This window comes from Hydrogenophaga sp. L76 (assembly GCF_057654755.1).
In genome coordinates, this window is sequence record NZ_CM172807.1 from 655,327 (window position 1) to 672,600 (window position 17,274).

At 71.7% G+C, this 17,274-nt stretch carries 21 protein-coding genes; all 21 read left to right on the forward strand.

The window, feature by feature from the left end; genetic code table 11:
* Positions 1-2 precede the first annotated feature (2 nt).
* The 21 genes from cbiE (at position 3) to AC23D4_RS03170 (ending at position 17,272) form a co-directional block, all read left to right on the forward strand.
* Positions 3-1,298 carry a precorrin-6y C5,15-methyltransferase (decarboxylating) subunit CbiE gene (cbiE, locus tag AC23D4_RS03070; protein WP_472887373.1) on the forward strand — a complete coding sequence of 432 codons (1,296 nt, stop codon included), beginning with the start codon at positions 3-5 and terminating at the stop codon, positions 1,296-1,298.
* Positions 1,295-2,089, forward strand: a complete 795-nt coding sequence (gene cobI, locus AC23D4_RS03075; RefSeq protein ID WP_472887191.1) for a precorrin-2 C(20)-methyltransferase — start codon at positions 1,295-1,297, stop codon at positions 2,087-2,089. Before cbiE ends, cobI begins: the two co-directional genes overlap by 4 nt.
* The gene (locus AC23D4_RS03080; RefSeq protein ID WP_472887190.1) at positions 2,086-2,838 is read left to right on the forward strand and encodes a cobalamin biosynthesis central domain-containing protein; all 753 of its coding nucleotides are present in this window, start codon (positions 2,086-2,088) and stop codon (positions 2,836-2,838) included. Before cobI ends, AC23D4_RS03080 begins: the two co-directional genes overlap by 4 nt.
* Complete coding sequence (locus tag AC23D4_RS03085; RefSeq protein WP_472887189.1) at positions 2,835-3,272, forward strand: cobalamin biosynthesis protein; 438 nt, start codon at positions 2,835-2,837, stop codon at positions 3,270-3,272. Before AC23D4_RS03080 ends, AC23D4_RS03085 begins: the two co-directional genes overlap by 4 nt.
* 12 nt (positions 3,273-3,284) lie before the next feature.
* Complete coding sequence (locus AC23D4_RS03090; protein WP_472887188.1) at positions 3,285-3,476, forward strand: CbtB domain-containing protein; 192 nt, start codon at positions 3,285-3,287, stop codon at positions 3,474-3,476.
* Between the two features lie 167 nt (positions 3,477-3,643).
* The gene (locus AC23D4_RS03095; RefSeq protein ID WP_472887187.1) at positions 3,644-4,462 is read left to right on the forward strand and encodes a CbtA family protein; all 819 of its coding nucleotides are present in this window, start codon (positions 3,644-3,646) and stop codon (positions 4,460-4,462) included.
* Entirely contained in the window at positions 4,459-5,448 is a 990-nt protein-coding gene (cobJ, locus tag AC23D4_RS03100) for a precorrin-3B C(17)-methyltransferase (protein ID WP_472887186.1), read from the forward strand. The genes AC23D4_RS03095 and cobJ overlap by 4 nt, the downstream gene beginning before the upstream one ends.
* A 103-nt stretch (positions 5,449-5,551) precedes the next feature.
* On the forward strand, positions 5,552-6,187 hold the full coding sequence (gene queE, locus AC23D4_RS03105) for a 7-carboxy-7-deazaguanine synthase (RefSeq protein ID WP_472887185.1): 636 nt from the start codon (positions 5,552-5,554) through the stop codon (positions 6,185-6,187).
* Entirely contained in the window at positions 6,184-6,549 is a 366-nt protein-coding gene (locus AC23D4_RS03110; protein WP_472887184.1) for a 6-carboxytetrahydropterin synthase, read from the forward strand. Before queE ends, AC23D4_RS03110 begins: the two co-directional genes overlap by 4 nt.
* A gap of 14 nt (positions 6,550-6,563) precedes the next feature.
* Positions 6,564-6,917 (forward strand): (2Fe-2S) ferredoxin domain-containing protein, encoded by a 354-nt coding sequence (locus AC23D4_RS03115; protein ID WP_472887183.1) that lies wholly within the window; start codon positions 6,564-6,566, stop codon positions 6,915-6,917.
* Positions 6,907-7,656: a uroporphyrinogen-III C-methyltransferase gene (gene cobA, locus AC23D4_RS03120; protein ID WP_472887182.1), complete on the forward strand. Its 750-nt coding sequence runs from the start codon at positions 6,907-6,909 to the stop codon at positions 7,654-7,656. The genes AC23D4_RS03115 and cobA overlap by 11 nt, the downstream gene beginning before the upstream one ends.
* A complete protein-coding gene (gene cobO / locus AC23D4_RS03125; RefSeq protein ID WP_472887181.1) occupies positions 7,646-8,215 on the forward strand; it encodes a cob(I)yrinic acid a,c-diamide adenosyltransferase in 570 nt (189 codons plus the stop codon). Before cobA ends, cobO begins: the two co-directional genes overlap by 11 nt.
* A gap of 6 nt (positions 8,216-8,221) precedes the next feature.
* Positions 8,222-8,917 (forward strand): 5,6-dimethylbenzimidazole synthase, encoded by a 696-nt coding sequence (bluB, locus tag AC23D4_RS03130; protein WP_472887180.1) that lies wholly within the window; start codon positions 8,222-8,224, stop codon positions 8,915-8,917.
* A 34-nt stretch (positions 8,918-8,951) separates the two neighbouring features.
* Positions 8,952-9,986: a biotin synthase BioB gene (gene bioB, locus AC23D4_RS03135; protein WP_472887179.1), complete on the forward strand. Its 1,035-nt coding sequence runs from the start codon at positions 8,952-8,954 to the stop codon at positions 9,984-9,986.
* A 49-nt stretch (positions 9,987-10,035) separates the two neighbouring features.
* Positions 10,036-10,452 carry an aspartate 1-decarboxylase gene (gene panD / locus AC23D4_RS03140; RefSeq protein WP_472887178.1) on the forward strand — a complete coding sequence of 139 codons (417 nt, stop codon included), beginning with the start codon at positions 10,036-10,038 and terminating at the stop codon, positions 10,450-10,452.
* A complete protein-coding gene (gene bioA, locus AC23D4_RS03145; protein ID WP_472887177.1) occupies positions 10,452-11,831 on the forward strand; it encodes an adenosylmethionine--8-amino-7-oxononanoate transaminase in 1,380 nt (459 codons plus the stop codon). Before panD ends, bioA begins: the two co-directional genes overlap by 1 nt.
* Complete coding sequence (bioD, locus tag AC23D4_RS03150) at positions 11,821-12,498, forward strand: dethiobiotin synthase (protein ID WP_472887176.1); 678 nt, start codon at positions 11,821-11,823, stop codon at positions 12,496-12,498. Before bioA ends, bioD begins: the two co-directional genes overlap by 11 nt.
* A gap of 4 nt (positions 12,499-12,502) precedes the next feature.
* Positions 12,503-13,756 carry an aminotransferase class I/II-fold pyridoxal phosphate-dependent enzyme gene (locus AC23D4_RS03155; protein WP_472887175.1) on the forward strand — a complete coding sequence of 418 codons (1,254 nt, stop codon included), beginning with the start codon at positions 12,503-12,505 and terminating at the stop codon, positions 13,754-13,756.
* On the forward strand, positions 13,753-14,730 hold the full coding sequence (cbiB, locus tag AC23D4_RS03160) for an adenosylcobinamide-phosphate synthase CbiB (RefSeq protein WP_472887174.1): 978 nt from the start codon (positions 13,753-13,755) through the stop codon (positions 14,728-14,730). Before AC23D4_RS03155 ends, cbiB begins: the two co-directional genes overlap by 4 nt.
* Positions 14,727-15,704, forward strand: coding sequence for an aminotransferase class I/II-fold pyridoxal phosphate-dependent enzyme (locus AC23D4_RS03165; RefSeq protein ID WP_472887173.1), 978 nt, complete (start codon positions 14,727-14,729; stop codon positions 15,702-15,704). Before cbiB ends, AC23D4_RS03165 begins: the two co-directional genes overlap by 4 nt.
* On the forward strand, positions 15,701-17,272 hold the full coding sequence (locus AC23D4_RS03170; protein ID WP_472887172.1) for a cobyric acid synthase: 1,572 nt from the start codon (positions 15,701-15,703) through the stop codon (positions 17,270-17,272). The genes AC23D4_RS03165 and AC23D4_RS03170 overlap by 4 nt, the downstream gene beginning before the upstream one ends.
* The last annotated feature ends 2 nt before the right edge of the window (positions 17,273-17,274 follow it).

A 17,274-nucleotide genomic window follows, 5' to 3' on the forward strand; every position in this document is an offset into this window, starting at 1 on the left:
GCGTGGAACCTGTGATCGACAAATGCCGCATCGTCGGCGTGCTGGACGACGGTGTCGCCAGCCTCGGCGCCACGGCGCTGCAGCACCTGCGGGCGGCCCAGCTGGTGATTGGCGGCGCGCGCACGCTGCAGCTGCTGGCGGCGCACATCGCGCCCGAGGCGGTGCAGCGCGACCTGGGCGGCGCGCTGTCGCAGGTGCCCGAGTGGATCCGCGCCGCGCAGGCCGAGGGCCAACGCGTCGTGGTGCTGGCCACGGGCGATCCGCTGTGCCACGGCATCGCGGCCTACCTCGCGTCGCGCCTGTGCATCGAGGCCATCGAGGTGCTGCCGAACGTGTCCACGCTGCAGCTCGCCTGCGCCCGCCTGGGCCTGCACTGGCAGGACATGAAGTTCTCGTCCGTGCACAGCAAGGACGCGGGCGACTGGGTGCCGGGCTCGCCCCCCGGCCACGGGCTGTACGCGCTGCTGCGCGACATCCGCCAGCACGACCGCTTGGCCATCCTGACCAGCCCGGACAACACCCCCGACCGCATCGCCCGCATGCTGGTGGCCGAGGGCCTGGCCGACGATTTTCAGATGGCCGTGGCCGAACGCCTGTGCCAACCCGAAGAGCGCATCGTCAGCGGCATGGCCATCAGCGCCGCAGCGCAGATGCCCTTTGCCGACCCCAACGTCGTGCTGCTCTGGCGCAGCCGCCTGCGCGCGCCGCAGGTGCTGCTGGGCCTGCCGGACGCGAGCTTCGAGCAGCGCCACCCCGAGAAGGGGCTGATCACCAAGCACGAGGTGCGCGCGGTGTCGCTGGCGCGCCTGCAGCTGCGCGCCGACAGCGTGGTCTGGGACATCGGCGCAGGCTCGGGCTCGGTGGGGCTGGAGGCGGCGCGCCTGTGCCGCAACGGCCACGTGTACGCGATCGAAAAAAACGCCGACGACGCGGCCATCGTGCAGCGCAACCGCCTGGCCATGGGCATCAGCAACCACACGCTGGTGCACGGCAAGGCACCCGAGGGCCTGAAGGACTGGGCCGACCCGGACGCGGTGTTCGTGGGCGGCTCGGGCGGCGAGCTGGCCGAGCTGATCGCGCTGATCCTGAAACGACTCCGCCCGCAGGGCTGGCTGGTGATGAACTTCGTGACGATTGAAAACCTGGGGATGGCCGTGGCCACATTGAAAGAGCAGGGCGCGACCTGGGACGTGCTGCAGCTTCAGGCCTCGCGCAGCAAGCCCATCCTGCACATGCACCGCATGGCGGCGGAAAACCCGGTGTGGATCGTCTGCGCTCAGGCCGGGGGGGCGGCATGACGCAAGCGGGCACGCTGTTCGGCGTTTCCCTCGGCCCCGGCGACCCGGGCCTGATCACCCGCCGCGCCTGGGCGCTGCTGGAGCGGCGCGACGCCATCTGGACCTACCCGGTGCGCAGCCTGCGCAAAGAGAGCTACGCGCTGGACATCGCGGTCCGCGCCGGCCTGCCCTTGCCCGGGCGGCACCAGTCGCTGCTGTTCCCGATGACGCACGATGTGGAGAAGCTGGCGCGCCACTGGCTGAAGGCGGCCGAGACGGTGCGCGAGCTGCTGTCCGGCGGGCAGGACGTGCTGTTCCTGGTTGAAGGCGACGCCTCCACCTACGCCAGCTTCTGTTACCTGGCGCGCGTGCTGCGCGCGCTGGACCCGGGGGCGCGCATCGAGGTCGTGCCCGGCGTGACCTCGTTCAACGCCGCCTGCGCGCGGCTGCAGGTGCCGCTCTCGGAGCAGGACGACACCATCGCCATCGTGCCGGCCGCCTACGGCATCGCGGCGGTGGAAAAGATGCTCGATCACTTCGACACCCTGGTGCTGATGAAGGTCAAGCCGCTGCTGGACGACCTGATCGACCTGCTGGAGCGGCGCGGCCTGCTGGCGCACAGCCGCTTCATCGAGAAGGCCGGCTCGCCGGTGGAACGCATCGTCACCGACGTGGCCGAACTCAAGGGCACGAAGGTCAACTACCTGTCGCTGTTGCTGGTGAAGAACCCCGGGCGAGAGCGCGGCGAAATGCAGCGCGGCTGCCGCAAGAAAACCAGCACCGAAATCGAAGAAGAGGAAACCGAGGAATGACCACCCCCGAAACCACCGTGCGCGTCGTCCTCGTGGCGATCACCAAACACGGCGCCCAGCAGACCGCCGATCTGGCGCGCCAGATGCCCGGCGCCAGCGTGTGTGTGGCCGACAAGTTCGCGCCGCTGATGGCCGGCCTGCCCAACCCCGTGCGAGCCTACAGCGGCGCCTTCCGCGACGAGATCGCCACGCTGTTCGCCGACTTCGACCAGGTGGTGTTTTTCGTGTCGCTGGGCGCCGTGGTGCGCCTGATCGCACCGCACCTCAAGAGCAAGGACGAAGACCCCGGCGTGCTGGTGGTGGACGACGCGGCGCAGTTCGTGATCCCGGTGCTGTCGGGCCACGTGGGCGGTGCCAACGCCATGGCCGAAGCCGTGGCCGCCCTGCTCGGCGCCACGCCGGTGCTGACGACCGCCTCGGACGTGGGCAAGACCATCCCGGTGGACATCCTGGGCCGCGAGCTGGGCTGGAAGGTCGAGGCGCCGAAGATCAACATCACGCGTGTGTCGGCCCACGTGGTCAACGGCGAGCCGGTGGCCGTGGTGCAGGAAGCGGGCAGCCCGCACTGGTGGACCCGGCCCACGCCGCTGCCCGCCAGCATCCACAAGTTCGAGCGCCTGGCCGACGTGGACCTGGCGCGCTTCAAGGCCGTGTTGTGGATCACCCACGCACCCGTGACGGACGCGCACTGGGCCGAGCTGCACGAGCGCCTGGTCGTGTACCGCCCGCCGCTGGAGGCGCTGGCATGAACGTGGCCGTGGGCCTGGGTTGCGACCGCGGCACGCCGCTGGCCACGCTGCAGCACGCGCTGGGGGCCGCGCTCGCGCAGGCCGGGGCGCAGGCCGGGCAGGTGGTGGCCGCGGCCAGCGTCACGCTCAAGGCCGACGAGGCGGGCCTGCTCGCCCTGGCCGCCGAACACGGCTGGGCCCTGGCGTTCTACGCCCCCGCCCAGCTCGCCGGGGTGCCGGTGCCCAACCCGTCGGAGACCGTGCGCCGGTACACCGGCACGCCCTCGGTCAGCGAGGCCGCGGCCCTGCTGGCGGGGGGCCGCGCGCTGGGCCACGAAGAGGCCTTGCCCATGACCGCCTTGCTGGTCGAAAAATTCAAACACCGTGGCGCCGATGGGCGCAACGCCACGGTGTCCATCGCCCGCTGTGACAGTTTTCTTTATCAACCACCCTGAACGGAGCACGCCATGATTTCATCCACCACCGCCCCCATCGCCACCGCCCAGCGCGCGAGCGCCACGCGCAGCCTGCTGCTGCAGCTGTCCGCCGGCGCCGCGCTGGGCCTGGTCGTCCTGTACGGCGTGGCGTTTGCCGAAAGCCCGATCGCGCACAACGCCGCACACGATGTGCGCCACGTGACGGTCAAGCCTTGTCATTAAAAGGAGGCACCCCCGCCGCGCTGCGCGCGACCCCCTCAAGGGGGCAACGCGAGTGGCCCGGCGGAGCCGGTTCCACCGCGTTCCCGGCTTTGGGGCACTTCGCTCGGTGAGGGCTTTTTGGCGCGATCTTTTGACCGGATTGCAGCCTTTTGAACATGGAGAGTCTCATGATTTTTCGAACATTGATCTGGGCGGCGCTGGCCGTGGCCCTGCTGGTCGGCAGTGTGCAGTCGGGTCTGCAGCAGTGGCAGACCGTGCCCATCATCCTGGCGGCCGAGGCGTTTGAAAGCCAGAAGGCGGCTGCGCCCGAGCCGGTGGTTGCGCCGGCCGCGCACGTCCATGCGGACGGTGCGGCGCACGACCATGGCGCCGACGCCGAAGCATGGGCGCCCGCCGACGGGGTGGAGCGCCACTTCTGGACCTGGGTGGCCAACGTGCTGCACGCGTTCAGCATGGCGCTGCTGGTGCTGGCGGTGATGGCGGTGTGCCAGTGGCGCGGCAGCGCCTTGCGCGCGGTGCCTTTGGCCGCCTGGGTGGCCGCGGCCGGCTGGCTGAGTTTTCACTTCTGGCCGTCGCTGGGCCTGCACGCCGAAATCCCCGGCATGGACGCCGCCCGGCTGGGTTCGCGCCAGGGCTGGTGGGTGCTCGCGGCGGGCGGTGCGGCGCTGGCCTGTGCGTCGGTGGCGCTGATGCGCAGCCCCCTGCGCTGGGCCGCGGCGGTCGCTTGTCTGGCGCTGCCCTTCGTGGTGGGCGCGCCGCACATCGTGGCCGACCCGCTGGCCGGTTTCACGGGCGAGGCTCAGGCGGCGCTGCGCCAGCTGGGTGGCGAGTTCATCTGGGCCACCACCTGGTTGTCGCTGTCGTTCTGGGTGAGCATGGGCGCGGCGGCCGGTCTGGCCTTCCAGCGCTGGCTGAGCCCCGCCGTGGCGGCCGTGCTGGCGCGCACGGGCGCAGACCACGCCCCCACCATGGAAGCACCGCAATGAGCGACATCAAAGGCAAGATCATGCTGGTGGGCATCGGCCCCGGCAGCCACGACCACATGACCCAGCGCGCGCGCGACGCGATCGCCGAGGCCGATGTGGTGGTGGGTTACGTCACCTACATCAAGCTCGTGGCCGACCTGCTGGAAGGCAAGGAAGTCGTTCGCAAGGGCATGACCGAGGAACTGGACCGCGCGGTCCACGCCCTGGCCAGCGCCCGCGAAGGCAAGAAGGTGGCGCTCATTTCCAGCGGCGACGCCGGGGTGTACGGCATGGCCGGGCCGACCTACGAGGTGCTGTTCCAGGCCGGCTGGACGCCCGAGTCGGACGTGCAGGTCGAGGTGGTGCCGGGCGCATCGGCCATCAACGCCTGCGCGGCGCTGGTGGGCGCACCGCTCACGCACGACTTCTGCTCCATCTCGCTGAGCGACCTGCTCACGCCCTGGCCGGTGATCGCGCGCCGGCTGGACGCGGTGGCGGCCTCGGACTTCGTGGTGGCGCTCTACAACCCCAAGAGCGGCCGCCGCACGCAGCAGATCGTGCAGGCGCAGGCGCTGTTCCTGCGGCACCGCCGGCCCGACACCCCGGTGGCGGTGGTCAAGTCGGCCTACCGGCGGCGCGAGCGCATCGAGTTCACCACGCTGGACAAGATGAGCGAGTGCGACATCGGCATGCTGACCACGGTGCTGATCGGCAACAGCCACACCTTCGTGCGGCACGGCCTGATGGTCACGCCGCGCGGCTACGCCAACAAGTACGACCTGGACGACGGTGGCAGCACCCGCTCGGGTGAAAAAGCGGGGCGCTCGCTCTCCACCGGCCTGCTGGGCTGGATGGAGAATCTGCGCGCCGACCACGCCGACGGCGCGAGCCTGGACGTGCTGGCACAGCAGCACCGTCTGCCGGTGGACTACATCGAGGCGGTGCTCAACACGCCGGTCGAGGAGGTGGTGGCCGCACCGGCGGACGCCGAGGAACAGGCCGAATAGGGCCGAATCGGGCCGGGCAGGGCGCGTCAACGCGCGATACTTCGCCCCCCGGCCCCCCGGCCCCCCGCCACCCACCCCCCATGCCACCCACGAGGCCCCTTCCATGAGCTACATGGTCAAAGAAGTTTTCTACACCCTGCAAGGGGAAGGCGGCAACGCGGGCCGGGCGGCGGTGTTCTGCCGGTTCGCCGGCTGCAACCTCTGGTCCGGGCGCGAAGCCGACCGCGCGAGCGCCCAGTGCCGGTTCTGCGACACCGACTTCGTGGGTGTGGACGGCACGGGTGGGGGAAAATTCGAGTCCGCCCAGGCGCTGGCCGACCAGGTGTTGGCCCATTGGCCCGCGTCGGTGGCGGGGCGCAAGCTGGTGGTGCTGACGGGCGGTGAGCCTCTGTTGCAGGTGGATGCCGCGTTGATCGACGCGCTGCACCGGGTCGGGTTCGAGATCGCGGTGGAGACCAACGGCACGATCGATGCCCCGGCGGGGGTGGACTGGCTGTGTGTCAGCCCCAAGGCGAACACCGCCCTCAAGGTCCGCGCCGGCCGCGAACTCAAGGTGGTGGTCCCGCAGCCCGGGGTCGACCTGGACGCGCTGGTCGAGCTGGACTTCGAGCACCACCTGCTGCAACCCATGGACGGCCCCGACCTGAAAGACAACACCCTCTGGGCCATCGAACACTGCCTGCGCGACCCGCGCTGGCGGCTGAGCCTGCAGACCCACAAGATGGTTGGAATCCGATGACATTCGAAATTTCCCAGAGCTTCTTTTTTGACGCCGCGCACACGCTGCGGCGCGAGATGGAAACCGCCGGCAGCGCGCGCGTGCACGGCCACACCTACCGGGGCGAGATCGCGGTGACCGGCGCCGTGGACCCCGACACCGGCATGGTGGTCGATCTGGGCCGGCTCCGGGCGCTGCTGGAACAGGTGCGCGGCCAGCTGGACCACCACCTGCTGGACGAGGTGGCCGGGCTGGGCATTCCCACGCTTGAAAACCTCTGTGCCTTCATCGCCCGGTTCGCGGCCCTCTCGGGGTTCCGCCTGAGCCGGGTCTCGGTGTGGCGCGACGGCATCGGCGACCGCTGCGACCTGCGCCTCCCGTGAAAACAAGCCCTGACATGACAGAAGAAGTGACCAAACCCCACATCGGCGGCTACAAGCGCCACCTGCTGCTCTGCACCGGCCCGCGCTGCACCCAGGACGGCGCCTCGCAGGCCCTGTTCGACAGCCTGGGTGACAAGTTCAAGGCCGCCGGCCTGCACGAGGGCGAGCTGCGCGTGAAGCGCAGCCGCGTGAGCTGCTTCGCCGCCTGCAAGGGCGGGCCGGTGATGTGCGTTCAGCCCGACGGCACCTGGTACTACAACGTGACCGACGCCAACATGGACCGCATCATTCACCAGCACCTGGTCGGCGGGCAGGTGGTGCAGGACCTGGTGTTCCACCAGGGCCCGGGAGGCGCCGATGCCGAATGAACCGGGCGCCCGGGGCTTTGTCTCCATCGTCGGCGCGGGCCCGGGCCCGGCCGACCTCATGACCCTGCGCGCGCTGGACCGCCTGCAGCGCGCCGAGGTCGTGGTGCACGACCGGCTGATCTCGCCCGAGGTGCTGGCGCTGATCCCGGCGGGCGCGCAGCGCGTGTACGTGGGCAAGGCCCTGGGCCACCACGCCGTGCCGCAAGAGGGCATTCACGCCTTGCTGGTGCAGCACGCCCGGGCGGGCCAGCGGGTGGTGCGGCTGAAAGGCGGTGATCCCTATGTGTTCGGGCGCGGCGGTGAAGAGGTGCAGGCGCTGCAGGCCGAAGGCATCGCCTTCGAGGTCGTGCCCGGCGTCACGGCAGCCAGCGGCTGCTCGGCGGCGGCGGGCATCCCGCTCACCCACCGCGACCTCGCGGCCAGCTGCGTGTTCCTGCCCGGCCACCTGGCTGACGACGAGGCCACGCACGACTGGCGGGCCCTGGCGCGCCCCGGGCAGACACGGGTGTTCTACATGGGCATCCAGCGCCTGGCCCACATCGCCGAGCTGCTGATCGCCCACGGCCTGTCCCCCGACACCCCGGCGGCCATCGTGCGCGACGGCACCCGGCCCACGCAGACCGTGGTGGCCTGCAGCCTGCGCCGCCTGGTCGAGCGGGCCCCGGCCTACGGCCCCCAACCCGGCTTGCTGATCATTGGCGAGACGGTGCAACTGAGCCCTGACTACCATGCAGATTGAAACGCCACCCGCCGAGAAGCCCTACGACAAGCCCGAGGGCGAGCGCCGGGGCATCGTCATCGTCAACACCGGTGACGGCAAAGGCAAGAGCACGGCCGCCTTTGGCCTGGCCCTGCGCGCGCACGGTCGGGGCAAGGCGGTGAAGATTTTCCAGTTCATGAAGGTGCCGTCGGCCCGCTTCGGTGAACACCGCATGTTCGAGCAGATCGGCATCCCGATCGAAGGGCTGGGCGACGGCTTCAGCTGGAAGAGCCAGGACCTGGAGCACTCGGCGCAGCTCGCGCGCGACGGCTGGGAAAAGGCCCGGGCCACCATCATGGCCGGCGAACACTTCCTGGTCGTGCTCGACGAAATCACCTACCCGCTGATCTACGGCTGGCTGCCGCTGGACGGTGTGTTGCAGACCCTGCGCGAGCGGCCGGGCCATGTGCACGTCTGCCTGACCGGCCGCCGCTGCCCGCCCGAGATCATCGGGCTGGCCGACACCGTGACCGAAATGCAGATGGTCAAGCACGCGTTCAAGGCGGGCATCCCGGCGCAGCGCGGCATTGAAGACTGAGAAGGCGTGAACACACCCGACCAGTCCACTCCTGATCAGGCCTTCTCCCCGGCCGAGCGCGATGCCGTGTACCGCGCCATCTTCGAGCGCCGCGACATGCGCCACTTCGCCGGGGGAACGGTCGCGCCCGGGCTGATGCGCAAGCTGCTCACTGCCGCGCACCACGCGCCCAGCGTGGGCTTCATGCAGCCCTGGCGTTTTCTGCGCGTGGCGTCGCCCGCGCTGCGCAGCGGGCTGCAGGCGCTGGTGGAGCAGGAGCGCGTGTTGACCGCGCGGGCGCTGGGCGAGCGGGAAGGCGAATTCATGCGCCTCAAGGTCGAGGGCCTGATGGACGCGGCCGAGGTCTGGGTGGTGGCGCTGGCCGAGGGCCGCGAGCGGCATGTGTTTGGCCGCCGCACCCTGCCGCAGATGGACCTCGCGTCGACCGCCTGTGCCATACAGAACCTCTGGCTGGCCGCCCGCGCCGAGGGGCTGGGCATGGGCTGGGTCTCGCTGTTCGACCCGCTGGCCGTGGCGGCGCTGCTGGGCATGCCCGACGGGGCCGAGCCCGTGGCCTTGCTCTGTATCGGGCCGGTGCACCATTTTGACGAGCAGCCCCTGCTCCAGCGGCAGCGATGGGCCCAGCGCTGCGCATTGGACAATATCCTGTTTGAAAACGCCTGGGGCCAGCCCCTGGGCCCACGCGAGGCGGTGACGGGGTGACCCCACCGCTGCTTGAACTTTGAGGAGACCCACGATGACGACACAGACCCTGCTGCCTTCCACCGAGCAGACCCTGCATTTCCACGCCCCGCGCAAGGCCGAGGCGCCATCGGTCGATGCCCGCCAGCAGGCCTGGCCGGTGGCCGAGGTGCAGGCCCTGCTGGACCTGCCGTTCCCTGATCTGATGCACCGCGCACAGGCCGTGCACCGCGAGCACCACGACCCGACCCACATGGAGCTGGCCACGCTGCTGTCCATCAAGACCGGCGGCTGCCCGGAGGACTGCGGCTACTGCCCGCAGTCGGTGCACCACGAAACCGGCGTGCCCGCCACCAAGATGATGACGCCTGAGGAAGTGCGCGAAGCCGTGCTCGGCGCCAAGGCGGCCGGTGCCTCGCGCTTCTGCATGGGCGCGGCCTGGCGCGCGCCCAACGACCGCGACCTGGAGAAGGTCGAGGAGCTGGTGCGCGTGATCAAGGACGAGGGCCTGGAGGCCTGCTGCACCCTGGGCATGCTCACGGGCGACCAGGCGCAGCGCCTCAAGGGCGCGGGCCTGGACTACTACAACCACAACCTGGACACCGCGCCCGAGCTGTACGGCGACATCATCACCACCCGCGACTACCAGGACCGGCTGGACACCCTGGGCCACGTGCGCGGGGCCGGCATCCATGTGTGCAGCGGTGGCATCGTGGGCATGGGCGAGTCCCGCGCCGGGCGCGCCGGCCTGATCGCGCAGCTGGCCAACCTGGCGCCGTACCCCGAGTCGGTGCCGATCAACCACCTGGTCAAGGTGCCGGGCACGCCGCTGGCCGACGAGCCCGACCTCGACCCGCTGGAATTCGTGCGCACGGTGGCGGTGGCCCGCATCACCATGCCCAGGGCCAAGGTGCGCCTGTCGGCCGGGCGCCGGCAGATGGGCGAATCGACCCAGGCGCTGTGTTTCCTGGCCGGCGCCAACTCCATCTTCTACGGCGACAAGCTGCTGGTGACCGGCAACCCCGACGTCGAGGCCGACCAGGACCTGCTGGCCCGCATGGGCATGCACACCACGCGCGCGCAGGCCTGACCTTGGCCCTGTCGATGACCGAGACCCCCTCATTCCCAGGAGATCCCCCATGTTCCGCACCCTGCTGAAATCCAAAATCCACCGCGCCACCGTCACCCACTGCGAGCTGCACTACGAAGGCTCCTGCGGCATCGACGAGAACCTGCTGGAGGCGAGCAACATCCGCCCCAACGAACAGATCCACATCTGGAACGTCAACAACGGCGAACGTTTCATCACCTACGCCATCAAGTCGCCGCGCGGCAGCGGCATCATCTCGCTCAACGGTTCGGCCGCCCGGCGCGCCAGCGTGGGCGACCTGGTGATCATCGCGGCCTTCGGCATGGTCCATGAAGACCAGCTCGACGAGGCCGTGCCGAAGCTGGTGTTCCCCGACGCCGCCAACCGCATCGTCGAGACCCGCAGCGAGCCCGCCGGGCCGCAGGCCGGCGACCCGGTCATTGCCCCCCTGGGCGCGGACCACTGATGCTGCCGGTGTCCACCAACGCCGCCTGGCGCCAGCGCAGCCTGGCCGCCGTGTGGCACCCCTGCACGCAGATGAAGTTGCACGCGCCCGAGGGTGCGGCGTTGCCGCTGATTCCGGTGGCACGGGCCGAAGGCGTGTGGCTGCACGACCACGAAGGCCATCGCTACCTCGACGCGATCAGCTCCTGGTGGGTCAACCTGTTCGGCCACAACCACCCCGCGATCCGCGCCGCGCTGATCGACCAGCTGCACACGCTGGACCACGTGATGCTGGCCGGCTTCACCCACGGGCCGGTGGTGGAACTCTCCGAGCGCCTGGCCGCGCTCACCGGCCTGGGCCACGCCTTCTACGGCAGCGACGGCGCCAGCGCCACCGAGATCGCGCTGAAGATGAGCGCCCACCACTGGCGCAACGCGGGGCGGGCCAAGAAGAGCCGTTTTGTCGGTGTGGCCGGGGGCTACCACGGCGAGACCGTGGGCGCGCTGGCGGTGACCGACATTGCGCTGTTCCGCGAGGCCTATGCGCCGCTGGTGCGCCTGGCCACCACCGTGCCCAGCCCCGACGCCCGGCAGGCCGCGCCCGGTGAAACCCCGGCCGAGGTGGCCGAGCGGGCCGCCGCCGCCCTGGGCGAGTGGCTGGCCGCCCACGCGCACGAAACCGCCGCCGTGATCATCGAGCCGCTGATCCAGTGCGCCGCCGGCATGGCCATGCACCACCCCGTGTACCTGCGGCGCGCGCGTGAACTCTGCGACCAGCACCAGGTGCACCTGGTGCTCGACGAAATCGCGGTCGGCTTCGGCCGCACCGGCACCCTGTTTGCGCACGAGCAGGCGGGCATCCGCCCCGACTTTCTCTGCCTCTCCAAGGGCCTGACCGGTGGCACGCTGCCGCTGTCGGTGGTGCTCACCACCGACGCGGTGTACGCCGCGTTCTACGACGACGAGGTGGCGCGCGGCTTCCTGCATTCGCACAGCTACACCGGCAACCCGCTGGCCTGCCGCGCCGCGCTGGCCACGCTGGACCTGTTCGAGCAGACCGACGCGCTGCGCCAGAACCTGGGCACCAGCGAGCGGCTGGCCGCGCAGTTCGCGCCGATCTCCAGCCACCCGCGTGTGCGCCACGCGCGGCGCCAGGGCATGGTCTTCGCGTGGGACGTGGTCAGCAGCCTGCCCGACTTCGGCCGCCGCTTCGCCCGCCACGCACTGGCGCAGGGGCTGCTGCTGCGCCCCATCGGCCACACGCTCTATGCCATGCCGCCCTATGTGATCGACGAGGCCGAGGGCGAGCTGCTGGCCCGGGGCGCGCTGGCCGCGCTGCAGGCCACGCTGGCCGAAGAAACCAGCCCGGCGCCGGTGAGCGGGGTGCCCGATGGCGTTTGACGGCTGCTTCGTCACCGGCACCGACACCGGCGTGGGCAAGACCCTGGTGAGCGCCGCGCTGCTGCACGCGCTGGCGCGCCACCACGCCCGCGTCGTCGGCATGAAGCCGGTGGCGGCCGGCCTGGTGCAGCAGGGCGGCGTGTGGGTGGCGGAGGACGCGCTGGCCTTGCGCGCCGCGTCCACCGTGGCCGTGCCACCCGCGCTGGACAACCCGGTGGCGCTGCCCGAGCCGCTCTCGCCCCACCTGGCGGCCGCGCGCGCGGGCCGGTGCGTGGGCGTGGCCGAGCTGGTGGCGGCGCACCGCGGGCTGCGCGGCCTGGCCGACGTGGTGCTGGTCGAAGGCTCGGGCGGCTGGCGCGTGCCGCTCAACGACGACGAGACCCTGGCCGACCTGGCGGTGGCGCTGGCCCTGCCGGTGGTGCTGGTGGTGGGCCTGCGGCTGGGTTGCCTGAACCACGCGCTGCTGACGGCCGAAGCCATCCGCGCCGACGGCCTGCGGCTGGCCGGCTGGGTGGCCAACGCCGTGGACCCGGACATGGCCTGCCGCGACGAGAACATGGACACGCTGCGCCAGCGCCTGGGCGCGCCGTTGCTGGGCGTCGTGCCCTGGCAGCCGGTGCCGGACGCGCGCGCTGTGCAACTGGAACTGCCTGAAACATGGCGTTGAAAGGATGGCCATGAGCTGGCTGAACGAATTTGACGACCGACTCGCCGCGCTGGACGCGCAGTCGCTGCGCCGCGTGCGCCGCGCGGTCACGCCCGAGCCGGGTGCCCGTCTCAACGTGGACGGCGTGTCGCTGCTGGCCTTCTGCAGCAACGACTACCTGGGCCTCGCGCAAGACCCGCTGCTGCGCCAGGCGGTGCACGCCGCGGTGGACCGCTACGGCGTGGGCTCCGGCGCCTCGCCCATGGTCAGCGGCCACAGCGTGGCCAACGCCGCGCTGGAGCGCGAGCTGGCCGAGGCCGTGGGCCTGCCGCGCGCGCTGTATTTCTACGCCGGCTACGCCACCAACGCGAGCATCGTGCCGGCGCTGGTGGGCGAGGGCGACGCGCTGTTCTCCGACGCGTTGAACCACGCCTGCCTGATCGACGGTGCCCGCCTGTCCAAGGCCACGGTGCACCGCTTCCCCCACGGCGACCTGACCCGGCTCGACGCGCTGCTGGCCGCCAGCCCGGCGCGCCGCAAGCTGGTGATCAGCGACGCGGTGTTCAGCATGGACGGCGACGTGGCCGACATCGCCGGCCTGCACGCACTGTGCGAGCGGCACGACGCGCTGCTGCTGCTGGACGACGCGCACGGCTTCGGCGTGCTGGGGCCGCAGGGCCGTGGCGCGCTGGCCGCCGCCGGCCTCACCGGCGCGGGCGCCTCGCCGCGCGTGCTCTACATGGCCACGCTGGGCAAGGCCCTGGGCGTGGCGGGCGCCTTCGTGGCCGGGCCCGATCGGCTGGTCGAGTGGCTGCTGCAGAAAACCCGCAGCTACACCTACGCCACCGCCGCGCCGGCCCTGCTGGCCGAGGCCGTGCGCGCCGGCCTGCGCTGTGTGCTCGGCGCCGAGGGCGAGCGCCGGCGCCAGCACCTGGCCGCGCTGATCGCGCAGCTGCGCGCCGGCCTGGCGCCGGGCGCCCACCCGGCCATCGACGCCGCGGGCTGGACGCTGATGCACTCGGACACCGCCATCCAGCCGCTGGTGATCGGTGACAACGCTGCCGCGCTGGACGTGATGGCGCGCCTGCGTGCGCAGGGCCTGTGGGTGCCCGCCATCCGCCCGCCCACCGTGCCGGAGCGCACGGCCCGCCTGCGCATCGCCCTGTCGGCCGCGCACCAGGCCGACGACGTGGACCAGTTGCTGGCGGCGCTGCACGCGGCCGCGGCCGGGCGGCTGGCCCTGGCCGACACCGCCGCGTTGCAAGGCGCCACGCCATGACCGACCCGCAGGCGCTGTCGCCGGTGGCCATCGGCGCCCTCGCGGTGCTGGTGGCGCTGGGGGTGGACCGCCTGTGGGGCGAGCCGGCGGCGCGCTGGCACCCGGTGGTGGGGATGGGGCGCTACCTCGGCTGGGCCGGTGAGCGCATCGCCACCCCGGTGCCCACGCCGACCGCGGATCGCTGGCGCGTGTTCGCGCGTGGCGCGCTGGCCTGGCTGCTGGGGGCCGCGCTGGTGGTGCTGGCCGGCTGGGCGCTGGTCCGCGCGCTGGACGCCGGGCCGGGGTGGCTGCAGGCGCTGGTGCTGGGCGTGCTGCTCAAGCCGCTGCTCGCCTGGCGCATGTTGCGCGACGAGGTGCGGGCGGTGGAGGCGGCGCTGGGCGAATCGTTGCCGGCCGGGCGCGCACGCCTGGCCTGGCTGGTGAGCCGCGACGTGAGTGCGCTGGACGCGGCCCAGGTGCGCGAGAGCGCCATCGAAACCCTGGCCGAGAACCTCAACGACTCGGTGGTCGCGCCGCTGTTCTGGTTCGCCGTGGCCGGCTTGCCGGGCGCCGCGCTCTACCGCTTCGCCAACACGGCCGACGCCATGTGGGGCTACCGGGGCGAGCGCCAGGGCCGCGACTGGACCTGGGCCGGCAAGTGGGCCGCGCGGGCCGACGACGGGCTGTCCTGGCTGCCCGCACGCCTCACGGCCGCGTTGCTCGGCGGGCTGGGCGCGGCCAGCCGCTGGCGCCAGCTGCCGACGCAGGCCGGCCTCACGCCCTCGCCCAACAGCGGCTGGCCCATGGCCGCCATGGCGCTGGCGCTGGACGTGAGCCTGGCCAAACCCGGCGTGTACACCCTGCACCCGGCCGGGCGCCGCCCGCATGCGGCCGACACCGCGCGTGCCCTGCAACTGGCCGGCCGGGTGGTGGGCGCGCTGGCGCTGCTGGCCGGTGCGGCGATGCTCGGCACCCTCGGAGGGGCGTTCGCATGAGCGGCGTTCACGGCGGCCCCGATGCCCTGGGCGTGCCCCGCTGGGACTTCTCCACCAACGCCAACGCCGTCGGGCCGTGCCCCATGGCGCTGAGTGCCGTGCAGCGGGCCGATCCGCAGCACTACCCAGACCCCGGTTACACCGCCCTGCGGCACGCCCTGGCCGCGTTCCACGGCGTGGCGGTCGAGCGCATCGTGGTCGCGGGCAGCGCCAGCGAGTTCATCGCGCGCATCACGGCGGCGGTGGCGCGCTCGGGTGGTCAGCGGGTCTGGCTGCCCGCGCTGGCTTACGGCGACTACGCGCAGGCCGCGAAGGCCTGGGGACTGCAGCGCGAGAACCAGCCCGCCCAGGCCGACCTGCTCTGGCTCTGCGAGCCCGCCAGTCCGCTGGGCAAGGCCGAGCCCATGGTGAACGCCGTGGCGGAGCAGGGCGGCGTGGTGGTGCTGGACCGGGCCTACGAGCCGCTGCGCCTGAGCGGGCGCTGCAGCCTGGGCGCCGGCGCGCTGGACCGCGTCTGGCAACTCTGGACGCCCAACAAGGCGCTGGGTCTGACGGGGGTGCGCGGCGCCTACGCCATCGCGCCCCTGCATGGTCTGACGCTGGCCCGCTCGCTGGAGCAGATGGCACCCTCGTGGCCACTCGGTGCCCACGCGGTGGCGATGCTCCGGGCCTGGGTGCAGGCCGACGCGCAGCGCTGGCTGGCGCAGAGCCGCGAGCAGCTGATCGGCTGGAAAACGGCCCAGATCGCGCTGCTCGGTGAACTCGGCTGGGCCTGCCTGCCGAGCGAGGCGAACTATTTCTGCGCCCGGGCGCCGCACGCGCTGGACGTGCCGTCGCTGCGCGCGCAAGGCATCAAGCTGCGCGACACCGGTTCGCTGGGCCTGCCGGGCCACTGGCGCCTCGGCGTGTTGCCGCCCGCTGCGCAGGCGGCGCTGGCGGCGGCCTTGCAGCCAAAAGAGGAGACATTCCCATGACCGCCATCTGTGTGATGGTGCTCGGCACCACCAGTGGTGCCGGCAAGAGCTGGCTGACCACGGCCCTGTGCCGCCATTACGCTCGGCTTGGCCTGCGTGTCGCGCCGTTCAAGGCGCAGAACATGAGCAACAACGCCCGCGTCGTTGCCCCCACGCTCCACCGCTCGCGCGGGTCGCTGCCCCCCGAGGGGGCTGATGCGCCTTGGGGCGGCCCGGCGGCGCATCGTGCCGCAGACGGCGACGAGTGGGTGCGCGGAGGCGAGATCGGTTCAGCCCAGTATTTCCAGGCACTCGCCGCCAACGCCGAGCCCGACGTTCGCATGAACCCGCTGCTGCTCAAACCCGAGGCCGACACGCGCAGCCAGGTGGTGCTGATGGGGCAGGTGAGTGAAGAACTCTCCGCCCTGCCGTGGCGCGGCCGCAGCGAGAAAGTCTGGCCGGCGATCACGACCGCGCTGGACGCGTTGCGCGCCGAAAACGACGTGGTGGTGATCGAAGGCGCGGGCTCGCCGGCCGAGATCAACCTGCACAGCAGCGACATCGTCAACATGCGCATCGCCCGCCACGCGCAGGCGCGCTGCCTGCTCGTGACCGACATCGACCGGGGCGGCGCCTTTGCCCACCTCTACGGCACCTGGGCGCTGCTGCCCGAGGACGAGCGCTCACTCATCAAGGGCTTCGTGCTCAACAAGTTCCGCGGCGACGCCACACTGCTCGCACCCGGCCCGCAGATGCTGCAGGAGCTGACCGGCGTGCCCACCGTGGCGACGCTGCCGATGTGGTGGCAACACGGCCTGCCCGAGGAGGATGGGGTTTTCGATGACCGCACGCTCGCTTCCGGCGCGGTGCAGACAACGATCGCCGTCATCGCCTACCCGCGCATCAGCAACCTCGACGAGTTCCAGCCGTTGAAGAACGTGCCCGGCGTGCGCCTGGTCTGGGCGCGCAGCCCGGCCGACTGCGCGGGCGCCGACTGGATCGTGCTGCCCGGCTCCAAGGCCACGGCGGCGGATCTGGCCTGGCTGCGCGCGCAGGGGCTGGACCAGGCGGTGGCACAACACGCGGCGCAGGGCGGGGTGGTGCTCGGCATCTGCGGCGGCCTGCAGATGCTGGGCGAGGCGCTGGTCGATGCCCATGGCATCGACGGCAACGCGCCCGGCCTCGGCCTGCTGCCGCTGGTGACCGCGTTCGAACCGGACAAGACCGTGCGCCGCACCCAGACGCGGTTCACCGCGCTGGCCGGTCTCTGGGCGGCGCTGTCGGGCGTGCAGGCCCAGGGCTACGAAATTCACCACGGCAGAACCTCGGAAATGGTCGCCCAGCACCCCGCCATGGCCGCCAAGGGCGACCTGGCGCGCGCCGTGCTGCCCGACGGCCTGGGCTGGCAGAACGCCGCCGGCAACGTGCTGGGCGTCTACCTGCACGGCCTGTTTGAAGATCCGCGCGTGCTGCACGCGCTGTTCGGCGCCAGCGCGCCCACGCTCGACAGCGTGTTCGACGGGCTCGCCGATTTCATCGAACAACACGTCGAACCCGGCGTGCTGGAATCCCTCATCCAACCGGACTGACC

What these genes read in the sequence shown, in the direction of transcription:
- cobI (WP_472887191.1), top strand. Translation starts at nt 1,295, where the DNA reads ATGACGCAAGCGGGCACGCTGTTCGGCGTTTCCCTCGGCCCCGGCGAC.
- AC23D4_RS03080 (WP_472887190.1), top strand. Translation starts at nt 2,086, where the DNA reads ATGACCACCCCCGAAACCACCGTGCGCGTCGTCCTCGTGGCGATCACC.
- AC23D4_RS03085 (WP_472887189.1), top strand. Translation starts at nt 2,835, where the DNA reads ATGAACGTGGCCGTGGGCCTGGGTTGCGACCGCGGCACGCCGCTGGCC.
- AC23D4_RS03090 (WP_472887188.1), top strand. Translation starts at nt 3,285, where the DNA reads ATGATTTCATCCACCACCGCCCCCATCGCCACCGCCCAGCGCGCGAGC.
- AC23D4_RS03095 (WP_472887187.1), top strand. Translation starts at nt 3,644, where the DNA reads ATGATTTTTCGAACATTGATCTGGGCGGCGCTGGCCGTGGCCCTGCTG.
- cobJ (WP_472887186.1), top strand. Translation starts at nt 4,459, where the DNA reads ATGAGCGACATCAAAGGCAAGATCATGCTGGTGGGCATCGGCCCCGGC.
- queE (WP_472887185.1), top strand. Translation starts at nt 5,552, where the DNA reads ATGAGCTACATGGTCAAAGAAGTTTTCTACACCCTGCAAGGGGAAGGC.
- AC23D4_RS03110 (WP_472887184.1), top strand. Translation starts at nt 6,184, where the DNA reads ATGACATTCGAAATTTCCCAGAGCTTCTTTTTTGACGCCGCGCACACG.
- AC23D4_RS03115 (WP_472887183.1), top strand. Translation starts at nt 6,564, where the DNA reads ATGACAGAAGAAGTGACCAAACCCCACATCGGCGGCTACAAGCGCCAC.
- cobA (WP_472887182.1), top strand. Translation starts at nt 6,907, where the DNA reads ATGCCGAATGAACCGGGCGCCCGGGGCTTTGTCTCCATCGTCGGCGCG.
- cobO (WP_472887181.1), top strand. Translation starts at nt 7,646, where the DNA reads ATGCAGATTGAAACGCCACCCGCCGAGAAGCCCTACGACAAGCCCGAG.
- bioB (WP_472887179.1), top strand. Translation starts at nt 8,952, where the DNA reads ATGACGACACAGACCCTGCTGCCTTCCACCGAGCAGACCCTGCATTTC.
- panD (WP_472887178.1), top strand. Translation starts at nt 10,036, where the DNA reads ATGTTCCGCACCCTGCTGAAATCCAAAATCCACCGCGCCACCGTCACC.
- bioA (WP_472887177.1), top strand. Translation starts at nt 10,452, where the DNA reads ATGCTGCCGGTGTCCACCAACGCCGCCTGGCGCCAGCGCAGCCTGGCC.
- bioD (WP_472887176.1), top strand. Translation starts at nt 11,821, where the DNA reads ATGGCGTTTGACGGCTGCTTCGTCACCGGCACCGACACCGGCGTGGGC.
- AC23D4_RS03155 (WP_472887175.1), top strand. Translation starts at nt 12,503, where the DNA reads ATGGCCATGAGCTGGCTGAACGAATTTGACGACCGACTCGCCGCGCTG.
- cbiB (WP_472887174.1), top strand. Translation starts at nt 13,753, where the DNA reads ATGACCGACCCGCAGGCGCTGTCGCCGGTGGCCATCGGCGCCCTCGCG.
- AC23D4_RS03165 (WP_472887173.1), top strand. Translation starts at nt 14,727, where the DNA reads ATGAGCGGCGTTCACGGCGGCCCCGATGCCCTGGGCGTGCCCCGCTGG.
- AC23D4_RS03170 (WP_472887172.1), top strand. Translation starts at nt 15,701, where the DNA reads ATGACCGCCATCTGTGTGATGGTGCTCGGCACCACCAGTGGTGCCGGC.